This window comes from Bdellovibrio sp. HAGR004 (genome assembly GCF_055397015.1).
Genome location: NZ_AP029176.1, coordinates 1,174,258 through 1,188,130, shown reverse-complemented (window position 1 = coordinate 1,188,130; position 13,873 = coordinate 1,174,258). Strand labels below are relative to the sequence as shown.

14 protein-coding genes and 1 tRNA gene are annotated in these 13,873 nt (G+C 49.0%); 9 read left to right on the top strand and 6 right to left on the bottom strand.

From position 1 onward, the window contains the following. Positions 1-16: 16 nt before the first annotated feature. The 3 genes from ACZ5ZV_RS06050 to istB all read left to right on the top strand — a co-directional run bounded on the left by ACZ5ZV_RS06050 (position 17) and on the right by istB (position 2,817). Complete coding sequence (locus ACZ5ZV_RS06050; protein WP_464120539.1) at positions 17-337, top strand: hypothetical protein; 321 nt, start codon at positions 17-19, stop codon at positions 335-337. 99 nt (positions 338-436) lie between these two features. Next, the gene (gene istA, locus ACZ5ZV_RS06045) at positions 437-2,053 is read left to right on the top strand and encodes an IS21 family transposase (RefSeq protein ID WP_464117241.1); all 1,617 of its coding nucleotides are present in this window, start codon (positions 437-439) and stop codon (positions 2,051-2,053) included. Positions 2,054-2,067: 14 nt separating this feature from the next. After that, on the top strand, positions 2,068-2,817 hold the full coding sequence (gene istB / locus ACZ5ZV_RS06040; protein WP_464117240.1) for an IS21-like element helper ATPase IstB: 750 nt from the start codon (positions 2,068-2,070) through the stop codon (positions 2,815-2,817). 605 nt (positions 2,818-3,422) lie between these two features. Here istB and ACZ5ZV_RS06035 read toward each other — a convergent pair. Further along, the gene (locus ACZ5ZV_RS06035) at positions 3,423-3,890 is read right to left on the bottom strand and encodes a hypothetical protein (RefSeq protein WP_464120538.1); all 468 of its coding nucleotides are present in this window, start codon (positions 3,888-3,890) and stop codon (positions 3,423-3,425) included. 25 nt (positions 3,891-3,915) lie between these two features. After that, a tRNA-Met gene (locus ACZ5ZV_RS06030) sits at positions 3,916-3,992 on the bottom strand. A 312-nt stretch (positions 3,993-4,304) separates the two neighbouring features. Here ACZ5ZV_RS06030 and ACZ5ZV_RS06025 point away from each other — a divergent pair. From ACZ5ZV_RS06025 to ACZ5ZV_RS06015, 3 genes are read left to right on the top strand one after another with little or no spacing between them, the layout of a single operon-like run. Further along, the gene (locus ACZ5ZV_RS06025; RefSeq protein ID WP_464120537.1) at positions 4,305-5,744 is read left to right on the top strand and encodes a hypothetical protein; all 1,440 of its coding nucleotides are present in this window, start codon (positions 4,305-4,307) and stop codon (positions 5,742-5,744) included. Beyond that, entirely contained in the window at positions 5,716-6,231 is a 516-nt protein-coding gene (locus tag ACZ5ZV_RS06020) for a hypothetical protein (RefSeq protein WP_464120536.1), read from the top strand. Before ACZ5ZV_RS06025 ends, ACZ5ZV_RS06020 begins: the two co-directional genes overlap by 29 nt. 60 nt (positions 6,232-6,291) lie before the next feature. Beyond that, positions 6,292-6,759, top strand: coding sequence for a hypothetical protein (locus ACZ5ZV_RS06015; protein WP_464120535.1), 468 nt, complete (start codon positions 6,292-6,294; stop codon positions 6,757-6,759). A 43-nt stretch (positions 6,760-6,802) separates the two neighbouring features. Here ACZ5ZV_RS06015 and ACZ5ZV_RS06010 read toward each other — a convergent pair whose 3' ends face one another. After that, positions 6,803-7,525: a HEAT repeat domain-containing protein gene (locus ACZ5ZV_RS06010; protein WP_464120534.1), complete on the bottom strand. Its 723-nt coding sequence runs from the start codon at positions 7,523-7,525 to the stop codon at positions 6,803-6,805. A gap of 5 nt (positions 7,526-7,530) precedes the next feature. Further along, entirely contained in the window at positions 7,531-8,499 is a 969-nt protein-coding gene (locus ACZ5ZV_RS06005; protein WP_464120533.1) for a hypothetical protein, read from the bottom strand. A 91-nt stretch (positions 8,500-8,590) separates the two neighbouring features. Between ACZ5ZV_RS06005 and ACZ5ZV_RS06000 the strand changes: the two genes are divergently transcribed. Genes ACZ5ZV_RS06000 through ACZ5ZV_RS05990 form a run of 3 tightly spaced genes read left to right on the top strand, consistent with a single transcriptional unit; the run spans position 8,591 to position 11,350 of the window. Next, a complete protein-coding gene (locus ACZ5ZV_RS06000; RefSeq protein WP_464120532.1) occupies positions 8,591-9,949 on the top strand; it encodes a dihydroorotase in 1,359 nt (452 codons plus the stop codon). Then, positions 9,946-10,518, top strand: coding sequence for an inner membrane-spanning protein YciB (locus tag ACZ5ZV_RS05995; RefSeq protein WP_464120531.1), 573 nt, complete (start codon positions 9,946-9,948; stop codon positions 10,516-10,518). The genes ACZ5ZV_RS06000 and ACZ5ZV_RS05995 overlap by 4 nt, the downstream gene beginning before the upstream one ends. Position 10,519: 1 nt before the next feature. After that, on the top strand, positions 10,520-11,350 hold the full coding sequence (locus ACZ5ZV_RS05990; protein WP_464120530.1) for a DUF6279 family lipoprotein: 831 nt from the start codon (positions 10,520-10,522) through the stop codon (positions 11,348-11,350). Here ACZ5ZV_RS05990 and ACZ5ZV_RS05985 read toward each other — a convergent pair. Together ACZ5ZV_RS05985 and ACZ5ZV_RS05980 are read right to left on the bottom strand one after the other, a co-directional pair. After that, positions 11,338-12,153, bottom strand: a complete 816-nt coding sequence (locus tag ACZ5ZV_RS05985; protein WP_464120529.1) for an enoyl-CoA hydratase-related protein — start codon at positions 12,151-12,153, stop codon at positions 11,338-11,340. The two genes, ACZ5ZV_RS05990 and ACZ5ZV_RS05985, sit on opposite strands and share 13 nt — an antisense overlap. Before the next feature lie 175 nt (positions 12,154-12,328). Further along, on the bottom strand, positions 12,329-13,870 hold the full coding sequence (locus ACZ5ZV_RS05980; protein WP_464120528.1) for a S8 family serine peptidase: 1,542 nt from the start codon (positions 13,868-13,870) through the stop codon (positions 12,329-12,331). Between the last annotated feature and the right edge of the window lie 3 nt (positions 13,871-13,873).

The following is a 13,873-nucleotide window of genomic DNA, read 5'->3' as shown; positions in this document are numbered from 1 at the left end:
ATTGACGGAGGAATCAATGACAAACTCAAACAGAGAAACAAAGGCCAAAGAACTTCTTTTAAGGTGGATAATTGAAGAGAGCATTTCAGATAAAAGTGCACCAGAAATAGAAGAAAAATTGAGGAGTCACCTATTCGACATACTACTAGCCGCAACAACTCTATCCATCTTTTGCGCCTACAACTTATATAAACTTATTTCAAAAATGCTTGATGGAACAGGCCATTATGCATTGAACATTGTTTTATGCTGTCCAATCCCACGTAGTTTGACCGGTTTCAAGGGGGGCAAATCCCACGTAAGTGGACCGGCTTTGGGGGAAGTAAATCCCACCTAATTTGACCGGGCAATTGCTTACGTTTTCAGCACATTTTCTCCATCTGATCCCATGCGCTAAGCTGCTGGTTTAACAACCAGACTACAGCAAGGAATACGCATGCGGAAACTCAGAAAAAAGGACTTGGAGAAAATCACAGTGGACCGAAAAATCGTCGAAGGCCTTCGCGAAGGACACTCACTCACCGCACTGACTAAATCAACTGGTAAAGGCAAAGGTTACGTCATAAAAATCCGCGACCAGGCGATAGAGCATGGCTATGTAGCCGTCGCAAACCCAGAGAAGAAAATCTACTGCAAAACCTCAAAAGAAATCCCACCTTACCCAGAGGCGCTGTTTCCGCTGCGCGATGGTCGCAGCGAGAAGGCCATTGAAACGGATGCCATCTTAGATCCCAAGCGCGAATGGATCAAGGAGCGCATTGAACTTGGCTGGAGTCCGCAAAGTATTTTTGAAGAGCTTCCGCTCTCTGTCCCGCGATCTAACTTCTACCGCTACATTCACCGCCACAAACTTATGCGATCCGCACCTGCGCGCAATGTGATGGAGCTTGTTCACTCACCGGGGGAATGTCTGCAGGTGGACTGGGGAAAGCTCTTTGACGTCGTCGATCCTGTCACAAAAAAGAAAAAAACAATTTGGATTTTCGTTGGCGTTCTTGGGCATTCTCGTTACGAGATGGCCCGAGTTGTAGAGAAACTCGACTTTGAAACAACTGCCGAAGTTTTAATAAGCATGTTTGAGGAACTTGGCGGAGTCCCTCGTAAAGTGACTTCTGATAATCCCAAAGTCTTTGTTCATGAGGCATCAAAGCACGAGCCGACGTTGAACCCGGCCTTTGAAAGACTGGCCTCGCACTACGGGTTCGTTGTCGAGGCATTGCCGCCTTATTCTCCAGAGAAAAAAGGCAAAGTGGAGCGAATGGTTCCAATGAAGCGTCGCCTTTTTGAATCCTACGATAAGTCCCAATATTCACTGAGCGGCGCACAGTCACACATGAATAAAAAGATGAGTATCGCCAATGAGAGAAAGCACGGGACTCACCTACAAAAACCTTTGGATGTGTTTCTTAACGATGAAGCCTCGTTGTTAAAGCCTCTTCCTTTATTACGCTACGAAGTGGAAACCATCACTCGCTCAACAGTGAGGTCTGATGGTTATGTTCGCTTTGCAAACAAGTACTACCGAGTAGACACAAGACTCAAAGGCGAAATAGCTTTGGTGATTGGTAATTCAGTTCAAGTAAGTATCTACTGCAACGGTCGACTGTTAGAAGTTTACGAGCGCATCCAAGATAAATTCACAAGTAAAGCCTGTAAAGATCATTACAAGGAGTCTTGGGAGAAGACTCTTCAAGATCATGGTCACTATCTGAAGCAAGCAAAAATTATCGGCGTCAATGTTGAGCGCTTTGTAGGAATTATTTTGGCTCGAGGCGAAGGTTTTGTTGATACACGCAGCGTATGGGGTCTTCTGACGCTGAACAAGAAGTACAGCAATGCCGACATCGACAAGGCCTGCCTTTCAGCGCTGGAGTTATCACAGGTAAATTTAAAAACAGTTCATCAACTATTGAATATTATGGCAAAGCCAAAACCCAAAGCTCCTCGTCATGAGGAGGTTTTATCCGCGCAGACGGTGGGAGGTAAGTTTGCGCGCGACATGAGTGAGTATAAAAACCATTTACGTCTGGTTCATAGCAACCAGGCCCACTGAAAGGAAAGACAGTTATGACAATAGATGTGATACGCGATCAGTTAAAGCAGTTACGAATGCCCGCGGCATCCGCAGAGATCGAGGGTTTAGTTCAAAAAGGAAAACGCAGCCAGGATCTTAAGTGGCTCAGTGAGCTTCTATCCACGGAATTAGATGCAAGGGCAGATAACGCCGTAGAAAAAAGGATTAAGAAAGCGGAGTTCCCAGAGCGAAGAAGCTTTGAGCAGTTCAATTGGGATTTCAATAAAAAACTCCCGCGCGAAAAAATCGAGGATCTGAAAGATTTAAAGTTTATCGAGAACAACGAAATTGCATTGTTTTTGGGAAGTCCCGGCACGGGCAAGAGTCATCTTGCGATTGCTCTTGGGATGAGCGCTGCGCAGGCTGGTCACAGTGTTTTTTGTACGAGTGTAAAAAGACTTGGGACAAAGATCCGTAAAGCGCGCGAGAACAATAAGCTCGATGTTTTATTCAAACAAATTCTAACATCAAAGCTATGGATCTTGGATGACTGGGGCGTCGTAACAATGCCACGAGACGTGAGTGAGGAGATCTTCGATTTATTTGATCGACGCAAGCACAATTCGGCTATGATCTTAACCAGCAACCGCGACGTTGAAGAATGGCCACAAGTTTTTACCGATCCGATCCTGGCAAGTGCTGCCATCGACAGGATGTTCGAGAATGCCCATATTTGCATTTTTGAAGGCCCCAGTCACCGCATGAAGGGACGAATAACTTTCAACGATATTGACAGCGAGTAGAAAGACCAATAAACCCTCAAAAATCAGGTGGTCAAAGTATCTGAAACGAACCCGGTCAAACTAAGTGAAACGGAACATTTATGCATTTTCTTTGCTTTACATATTTTTGGAGTTATACGAAGAATATATTTTCTCACCTACTTTGTTGAAACATATATCCCAAAAAACAAAGGGCTTTTAGTCGCCCTAAGCTTCACAGCTCATGTTTCAATTCCAGCGATGATCTGTTTATACATTAATTCAGAGGGATTTACTCTCTGAATGAGGTCCCCCTCTATTTTTGATACGCCACTCCTATGAACTTACCTCCACCAAGTACGCCCGCGCCTCATGATACTTCTTCACACAGACGCACTTCCCAACCCGTAATGATTTGATCACGTTCGGGTGAATCACAAAGTTAAAACACTCCTCAAAAGCAGATTTAACTCACCTTTCACTTTCTGGAACTCTGAGCGACAACTCTTCCAAAAATTCAGGGCAAGTTGTCGCCTCTAAAACAGTTCCCAGATGAAATCTAAAAGATTGATGGTCGCGCAGATAACATAAACCAATGACGAGCTTTAAAAGAAAGCTCATCATTGGTTTATGTAAAACTCTTCTGATCAGTTCAGTGCGAGCATGATTTTATCGCGCAGTTGCGTGGGCGTTCCGTCTTCGATCAGATTATATGGAATAGATAACTTTTGATCTGATAGGTAGAATATCTGAAGATCCTCGATACGATCACTAGCAGCGACGAACTTTGAAAACTTCATGATCGTTTCGATGTCACCCTTAAGATCAATAAATAGCAGTCCCTTCCCCTGCTCGATTCGTTGTTTGATGATATGAGAAATAAAAACCATCATTCCGTAACCAGAAGCCCCGACAACGTGAACATGGTGATTCAGCTGCCCTTCGGTTAACTCTTCCTTGCGCCACAAAGAACCGCTGACCTTACCAAGGACAACTCTGTCGCCAGCAACAGATTGTTTTCTTGGAGTCCTGCTAGGGCGATGAACCGCTGGTTCGAGATTAGTCCGAAGACCGCCGTTCGCGGCCAGATCGAAAAAATAAAAAAGCCACCTCAATGGGTGGCTTCTTTATTTTTAAAATTGGTAGTGAGAGGCGGACTTGAACCGCCGACCTACGGATTATGATTCCGTTGCTCTAACCAGCTGAGCTACCCCACCACACAGTAACACACCCGACAAGGACGAAGCCTTACTGGAAGTGCGTGAAGCAAGATTTTTAGTTGTGAACGCGCAGGAAGTCAATAATGGGCTTTGCGTTAAATTAGATTCCTTAAATTTTACCCAATTCCTCGCCTTAGGTCTTGACCCTGTGGCTTTTCCGCAATGCAATTACAGGTCATGACAGATTCTTCGGACTCCAACGAAGGGGACCGAGCCAGCAGCGCGAGAAAGAAACCTGTCACTAGTACCGCTGCTCTAGAAAAGAAACTGAAATAAGGGCCCCTAAAGCCCACCACGGAGGGATACAACATGAAAAAACTAGTGATGGCCATGGCCGTCCCGGCACTTCTTGCGGGTTGTTCGGACCACAAAGGCACTCAAAAAAATGAAACTAATGGCTTTGCCGGCCTGTTCTGGCAGCAATCCACCAACATCATCTCTATCCGCACTTTTGACGACAAACCCATCAAAGGCGCACAAATCCTGATCGGTGACGCCCTGAACTCCCCGTTTGCTGGCAACTTCCTGACCACGGACGCCAACGGCCAAGTTGAAATCCCCGCGGCTTGGAACACGGGCCTTCCGGTGACAGTTCAAGCCCCAGGCTTCCTGCGCAGCACTTATATGAATCAAGAGCCGGGCGCACTGACGATCAAACTTCGCGCTCAAGCGACTAAGACTCAGTATGAAGTCAAAGGCGTGACTTCCGGTCTTCCGATTCAAAACAAAGATGGCTATGTCGATTTCGGTTTGGTGATGCCGGCGTTCTCTAAAATGGATCTTCTGGCTTTTGATATTAATAATGTTATCAGCCCGCAGTTTGACCGTATCTCTGCCATGGGTCAGGACATCGACATCCCGGCAAATATCTCTGTACCAGATCAAAGCGAAAAGTACGGCCTCTTCACTATCAACCTGGATAAACCGACCTACCGTATTTACTACGGAAACAGCGGTGTGAACCGCGTCTTTGCAGCTCGCGGACGATTCCCGTTTAAATCCACCGTGGACGCTCTTCGTGGCGGGGCGGAGTTCTATGAGCTGATCAATTCGTTCTCTATCAACGGCGGCGCCGTTCGTGACATCGAAGTTAAATCCGGCAGCACGCGCTTGGATATGCCGACCCGTGAGCTGAACTTCAACGAGAAAAAAGACGTCGGAGCCCCTGGCTTCCGCTCTGATGAAACCTTCATCGCCGTCGGCGTCGCCAACCAATCCGGCTACCTGATCCCGACGGATGTGAAGTCCATTCAAAACGGCAAGAAAATGGGCCTGAACGTCCTGCCAGGATCTCAAGCCATGGTTTTGGGTGTGCTTAAGAAAACAGCAGACCTTAAGTCCGGCGGCGACCGCATGAGCGCGACCCTGCTTCCGTTTGCGGCGGGCACGACGCCTCAGATGCTGCCTCTGATCCCGGATCCGACTTTGCAAGCCGGCGAGCTTTTGATGCCAAAGTTTAACACAATTGATGGTGTCAGCCCGATTGCGACCTATTCTGTTCTTTCCAAGGAAGAGGAAGTGGTTCAAGGCTCTGCGAAGGTGAAAATCCTGAACCCACAATGGGAAGTATACTCTCAAAACTGGGCTGAGCGCGTGAAACTGCCCGTATGGCCGAACGATTCCGCGATCACCGGCAAAAAACGTTGGGAAGTGAACTTCGTGGGCAGCCAAACTACTTCACAAGCGGCCCTGGGGCCTGCTATGATCGAAGCTGCAACACATGTCACACACAGTTCCGTCTCTTTCTAGAAAAATCCTTCTTGGACTTGTGATTATCACAGGCTGCTCCTTATTTGGGTGCAGCCTGTTTGATAAAAAGCCTTCCGCCCACCAACGTATGGGCCAAATCAACAAACAAAAAGTCTTCTTTGCTCCTTACGACAACGTCTGGAGAGCCGCCCACGCGGTCCTGAAGTACCCCATCGCCCAAGAAAACCAAGACACGGGTGTGATTGAAACTGAATACATCAAAGGCATCGATGGCTGGCAACCACCAGGCCAGACCGAACGCCCATCCGGCGGCATCCGTTATAAACTGACCCTGATCTTTGCCCGCGGCAAAACCGAGGGGCGTGAATCCACGCGCGTGACCATTGAAAAGCGCATGGAAATTTTAAAAGACTTCTTCTCTGAACCCGAAACCCTGGAAACCGACGGTCTGGAAGAAAAGATCATCTTCTATCGCATCGAGCGTGAGCTGATTATCAACGAAGCCCTTAAAAAAGCCGGGTTCTAATACAACGAACCCATTTTTTTTGTTTTTAGCCATCGCCAACTCCTGCTACCATTCTTCTCTATGAAGAACTCCACTTTAAAAAAACTGTTCATCTTTACCAGCGTCCTGCTTCTTCACCCTCTCTTGAGTCCAGACTCTGTGGCTCATGCAAAAAGAAGAACTCCACCCAAAGCTTATAGTTTCATTGCTGAAGGCGGAAAAGCTTCCCAAGGTGAATGTGACGGCGAACGCAAGATCCCGCGCCTGAAACGCCTTAAAGAATTTGCCAACGCGAGCTCATACATGGGATCGGAACTGCAAAAACCCGAGATCAAAGGAAAGATCGACGGTGAAATGTGGAAGCACTTCTTCCGGGTAAAAGCTTCCTGCAACACCGTTCTGGCAAAAACGCCTTCCTCTGTGAACGAAACCCTGACAAGTGCTAAACCCGAACTTCCAGATGAGGAAGAGATCGAAGACGCCGACGCGCCAGAGCAAACTGACGGGCCAGCGGAAACTCCAGCCGAGAGCAGCCCGGATTCTGAATAAGCTCACAAAACTAAAAAAGCCGGGTTCCCCCGGCTTTTTTTTCTTAGTTGTTTTTCTTGATATAGTCTTTCCAAAGATCAACCAGTGCGGTCTGCTTCATCGGTTTGTCGTTCAGACGAACTCCGGTCAGGCGTTCAAGCCCTCGCACGGCGGGCATATGAACCCGGGCGTCTTTATCCGTTAGCAGACTGGCAAACGACGACATTTCACGATCCATCGGTTTTTTCGCCAAAGCTTCGACGATCTGATGACGGATCCACAGGCTTTGACGGTTCTTGAAGTTATAATCCTGATTTAGCTCTTCCCATAAAAGCTCTCGATCCAAAGACCCGCTTTTTTCTAAAGTCTCGACCGCCGCCGAACGGACCACCAGGGCCTTGTCTTTGATTAGCTTTTTGGCAAGTTTTTCGGCCTCAGAGGGGTTTACTTCAGACAGCGCAATCAGGGCTGCATTGCGCATGAACCACTGACTGTTCGCCCCCGCCTTTACCAAGTCCGGAGTCGCCTTCGCGCCACGAGCTTCGGCAGCGGCCATCAAGGCCCGCCAGCGAAGCCCCATCGGTTGAGCGTCACTGAAGGCTAACGAGATAAAATTTTGATAGTATTTTTCGCCCTGAACCTGGACCACCATGCGGCGGTTTTCACCAGGAAGTTTCAACAACTCCAAGGCTGAAGTTAAAGTGCTGGATGAAGGTTTAGTCCCTGCCGCCAAAGCACTTGAAGAAAGTCCCGCAAACAAAACAGAGGCCAAAAGAAACTTGTTCATAGCTTTTAACTCTTTTTGGAAACGAAGTTTTCAAACTCACTCATCAACTGATTAGTTTCATCCCCGGCCTTCGCAGCTGCATCGCTGCCGTCCCCGGCTTTTTCAGCAGCCTTGTCCAAGGCTCTTTGCCCTTCCACGGCCGCTGCAAATTCTTTCATCAAATCATCATCAATCAGATCCGAGCCACCTTCTGCTGGGGCTGCTTCCACCGCCACCTCGGCAACAGGTTCTTCAACCGCTGGCGTTGGGGCTGGCGTTGGAGCCGGTTCTGCTGCCGCCGGTGTCGCGGCTGGCGCTGCGGCTCCTCCGGCTTTTAAGGCTTCCAACTGTTTTTTCAGCTCTTCATTTTCATCGCGATAGCGGGATAGATCCGCAATGTCTTCGCTGATGATTTCATATTCAGCCAAACGAGCTTCCAGATCGCGAAGCTTGCCGTTAAGTTCTTCTTTTTCCGCGGAAGACATCCCGCCTTCACTCGAACCACCGCCACCACCGGCTTGGGCTGCCGCCTTGGCTTCTTGCAATTGCGCCTGAAGCTCGGCAATTTTTTGATGTCCTTCTGTCAGCGACAATCGCAGCTGCGCCACTTCTGCTGCAGATTCTTTGGCCCCTTCGATGGCGGCTTTGACTTCAGAAGCATCCACTGCAGACTCTGCCGCGGCTGCCACCTTGGGCCCGCGGACCGGAGCGGGAGATTCATCCATCTCCACATCCACACCAAAATCTTCTGACGCAGCAGCACTGCGTGGGGACTTTCCGGACGCCTGTTGATTTTCTAAAATCTTCTGCAGAGTTTTTTCCAGTTGCGCGGCATCCAAAGAGCCGCTCCCCAGCTCGCCGCCGCCTTGGTCTTTTTTGGCAAAGAAGGCGCGATAGGCCAGAAACAATGAAATAAGAACAATGAGTGCGACGAGGCCCTCAATGATGGCGGTATTGTGCTGGTCCCAGAAGGAGAGAAATTTTTCAACTGTCACAATTCAAATTCTCACCTATCCCAGAGGTCTCGTCAACGCTGGACCTTCGAAGGTATCTAATGATAGCTTTGAAGGCATTCCGAGGTGATACATGTCTCAGCCACGTCCCTACGATCTGATCATTCAAGGCGGCACCTGCCTGCTGCCTCACCCGTCTGAAACTGGCCTGATAGAGCAGCAGGCCGACATCGCCATCCGAGATGGACGCATCGAAAAGATCCGAGAAACCATCAACGAACCCACCCTGAAGATCATCAAAGCTCACGGACTGCACGTCCTGCCCGGGGTGATCGACAGCCAAGTTCACTTCCGCGAACCTGGACTGGTTCATAAAGAAGATCTAGAAACCGGCACCCGCGCCGCCATCTTGGGTGGAGTTACGAGTATTTTCGAAATGCCGAACACCAACCCCTCGACCACCACCAAAGAGGCCTTCGAAGACAAACTCAACCGCGCCAAAAACCGCTGCCACGCCAACTATGCCTTCTTTATCGGGGGAGCTCACGACAATGTCGACAAAATCGCCGAGCTGGAGCTTCTGCCCCACTGTTCGGGGATTAAGATCTTTATGGGAAGCTCGACCGGGAACCTGCTGGTCGAGGACGATGAAACGTTAGAAAAAATCCTGTTGCAGGGCCATCGCCGCATCATCTTCCACAGCGAAGATGAAATGCGCCTGCGAGAAAGACGTCATATTGCCGTGGATATGGCTGATCCTCACTACCACCCGGTCTGGAGAGATGTGGAAACCGCCGTGAACTCCACAACCCGCTTGCTGCGTTTGGCTCGTAAAACCGGACGTAAGATTCACGTTCTGCACGTGTCCACGGGCGAAGAGATGGACCTGCTGAAAGATGCCAAAGACATCGCCACGGTGGAGGTTCTGCCACAGCATCTGACGTTATATGCCCCCGACTGTTACGACAAACTGGGCACCTATGCCCAACAAAACCCACCGATCCGCGAAAAGCGCCATTTGGATCGTATTTGGAAAGCCCTGCAAGACGGCACCGTGGATGTGATCGGGTCCGATCATGCCCCCCACACACGTGAAGAAAAAGACAAACCCTACCCACAAAGCCCTTCGGGTGTTCCGGGCGTGCAAACCTTGGTGCCGATCATGCTGAATCATGTGCATGAGGGCCGCTTAAGTTTGCGCAAGTTCACTGAGCTTGTGACAGAAAACCCTTGCCGTGTCTTTGGAGTTAAAAACAAAGGTCGCCTGCGCCAAGGATATGACGCTGACATCACGATCGTGGATCTGAAAAAAGAAATGACCATTGATAACTCCTGGATTGCCAGCCGCTGCGGGTGGACTCCGTTCCATGGCATGAAGGTGACCGGATGGCCGACTCACACCATCGTTAGTGGAAAGCTTGTGATGGAAAGCGATCAGGTCGTTTTGCCGTCACAAGGTCAGCCGGTGGATTTTCTGGATAAAACCCCATGAACCCGACCCCTAAAAAAACGGCCGCCGGTCTGTTCTTCGGCGGTCTGCTTCCGGTTATCGCCTTTACTTTCATCGAAGAATACTACGGAATCATCCCGGGTCTGATTGCGGGGATGATTTTTGGTGTGGGCGAAATCATCTGGGAACTTTATCGCCACAAGAAAGTGCAAAAGATCACCTGGATCGGCAACGGGATGCTGTTGGCTTTGGGTGGAATTTCGCTGATTTCATCTGAAGGCATATGGTTTAAGCTGCAACCCGCTTTGATGGAAGGGGCTTTTGCCCTGGTGCTGTGGGGTTCGTTGATTTTAAAAAAGCCCTTACTGGTCTATCTTGCAGAACAACAGGGGCAAAAGTTTCCGGAAGAAATCAAGTCCCGGATGAACGGACTCACCTTGCGCGTGGGGGTCTTTTTTGCCATTCATGCGGTGCTGGCAACGTGGGCGGCCTATGATTGGACCACCACCAACTGGGCCCTGCTAAAAGGTGTGGGCCTGACCGTCAGTTTTATCCTGTATCTTGTCATTGAGGCTTTGCTGTTACGAAGGGCCATTCTAAAACAAAGATAGGATGAAAAAGCTTCTTCTTTTAATCACAGTTTTGATGTCCCTGGGATGCAGTCGCCTGGATATGGTGGTCCGCTGGGCTGACCTCACAGCCACTTCGCGCGTCGATAAGTACTTTGATCTGAGCAGCGACCAAGAAAAAGAGCTTAAAAAAGATCTGCAAAAAGACATCACCCGTTTGCGTAAGGAACTTCTGCCTGAAGTTGCCAAATCCTTACGGGAACTGGAACCTGAAATCAAAAATGGCCACATGAACCCGGCCCTGCTGGCGAAAAACTTTATGCTGGTGCAGGATTATTTCAAAAAAGGTGCGGGATACTTTAAAGCTACAGCCAGCAAGATCACAGCTCAGTTAAAAAGACCTCAGTTTGATCATTTCGCTGAAAAAGTTCGCGCCGACATCGAAGAATCCAGAAAAGACAACGACACTCCGGAAAAAGCCCAGCGCACGGCCTTTAAGCGCTATCGCCGCTCGGTGGAATTCTGGATTGGTGGGATATCAGCCAAACAACAAGAAGAGTTAGAAGATTTTTTAAAGCGCCACCCCTACCCTTGGGATCTGCAACACAAAAGCCGCGAATACAGCTTGAAGCAATTTATCGATTCAAGCCAGAACCCGGAAAGTTTACAAAAATTTGTGGCCGATTATTACACCGACTATGAAACCAGTCGACTGCCTGAATTCACCGAAGCCTTAAACGCCCACAAACACGCTTTTCAAATTTTTCTGGCTGAAAAGTTTTGGAAGGGCCTAAGTCCCGAACAAAAAGAAAACCTGCAAGAAAATCTGATCGCCCGCGCCGAGGATCTGGAACAGATCGCTCAACGCCCTTGATAATCAGCAGACTTCTTTTCCTTCATTGCCTCCAAAGCCCGGAAGTGATCTTCCGTGCGTTGAGTAATCCCCTGATAAGCCGCGGATAGATCCAAAATGGTCGACAGATCATTCAAGTAAGCCATCTTCATCGCCTTCTTGGTCATCTGCACCGCCACCGGAGGATTTGCTGCAATTCGGGAAGCCAGTTTGTCTGCTTCGGCTTCCAAGGCTGCTTCTTCCACCAGATAGTTCAGAAGTCCCCATTTCAAAGCCTCTTCGCCAGACACCAGGTCCCCGGTTAAAGACATCTGCATGGCTTTACTAAAGCCGATCACTCGCTGCAGGAAGAACGTGCCTCCGTCGCCCGGAACAAGTCCCAACTTCACGAAGGTTTCGCCAAATTTGGATTTGGCAGAACCAATGCGCAAATCACACATCATGGCCAGATCACAGCCCGCCCCGATCGCTGGCCCATTGACCATTGCAATGACTGGAGTCGAAAGTTCTTCAATGCATTTAGGAATCTGTTGAATACCGTGAATATAGCGCATGCGAAGCTCATTGCTTTCACCAGCAAACATGCCGGTCTTATTTTGCATGGCCTTCACATCCCCGCCAGCACAGAACGAAGCCCCTTCGCCCTTAAGTACAATCACCCGAACTTCGGGATCGAAATCCGCAAACTTCAAAACCCGAGTCAAAGAATCCACCATCTCCAGCGAAATAGCGTTGCTCTGCTCTGGATTATTCAAAGTCACCCAAAGCGTATGATTTTTAAGAGAAACCGAAAGATGCGCAAAAGCCTGAGAATAAAAAGACACAACGCCCCCTCTCTCGAACCTACCCAAGCAGTCTAGGGGATGTCAAATGCAAGGCTGAAGAAGGAGGCGTACCACTGGTACGTCGACGACGCCCAACGCAGCAGTTGGCATTCCATAGGCTGCTCCCCCTTAGAACGAAAAAAGGCTCCCGAAGGAGCCTTTTTTTGTTCGTCAACTACTGACAGAACGGTAGATCTGGTTTGATTTGGCAGATGATCTGACAAATCGCTGGATCACCCAGTGGGCATTCGCCCGGCTCGCCAGGAGATGGCAAACCACCACCATCATCTGGAGGATTTGGGTTAGAACCACCAGAAGAAGCACCTACGTGCATGTTCAAAGTGGAAGCCGTTTTACCAGAAGCATCAGTCACCGTGATAACAGTGGAACCGTTTGCCACAGCAGTCATTGTACCGTTGTCAGATACAGTAGCTACAGATGGGTTGCTGGAAGTGAATTTGAATGGAGCTTTACCATTCAATACAGAAAGCGCCAAAGTCTCAGAATTTTTGATTGTCGCCGCAGATGGAACAACAACCATTTTCTTGGACATAACAGCTTCAACAGCTTCGTAAGCATCAACGCGGCAGTTACATGCAGTTTCGATGGAAACTTTAGCACCTGTCGTCTGAAGGATTGCGCGGATTTGCGCACCAGTCAAAGAAGGATCTTGAGCTTTCATCAAAGCCACCAAACCAGACACTAGCGGAGTCGCCATGGATGTACCGGATAGGTTGCCGTATTTACCTTTTGGCAAAGTACTCATGATGTTTTCACCAGGAGCAGCTACGTGTACTGTCGCAGTACCATAGTTGGACCAAGATGGTTTTGCATCAGAAGGACCAGAAGCCGCAACTGTGATAGAGTTAGGATAACCGTTGTTCGCTGGGAACATTTCAGTTTTATCGTTGTTTTTACCATCGTTCGCAGCCGCTGCGATGAAGATAACACCTTTATCATCTGCACGTTTCACAGCCTCAAGAAGCGGAGCTGCTTGATTGCGAGGAACCGCCGCACCCCAAGATGCAGAGATGATGTGAGCGCCTTTTTCGATAGCGTAGTCGATAGACTTGATCGCGTTGTTCAAGTCACCAGAACCGTCAGCGCCCAAGAAGCGCAGTGGCATCATGGAAACTTCTGGAGAAAGACCTACGATACCACCGTCGATCAAACCCGTCGCCCCTACCGCACCCGCACAGTGTGTACCGTGACCTGGGTTTTGGAAGCCAGTGATATCCATTGGATCTGCATCGTTGTCACGGAAGTCATAACCCGTGATCATGTTTGGAGCCAAAGCTGGGTGAGTGTAATCCACGCCCGTATCGATAACCGCTACGATAACGTTTTTGCTACCTTTGTTACCTGCGCGCTGCCAAGCTTTCTCAGCTTGAACTTTCGCGATAGACCATTGTTCTTTCAAAGCTGCTGCATCAACAGGCGCTTCGAAAGCTCTGATTTTGAAGTTAGGCACGATGTACTCAACTCCTGGCTGACCCAAAAGAGAAGCCAAAGCCTGAGCTTCGTGTTTTTTCGCGATATCTACAAGAACCAAGCTTGCCGTGTCGTTGTGATCCATCATCTGGATCGTGGACACTTTAGATGTCGACATTGTATTTAGCATGTTGAAAGCGCGTGTGTTCGTATATTTCACCAGGTATTCGCCTGCGAACGCCTGAGAACCAAACAAAACCGCACCAACTAGTAATGCACGTTTCATATT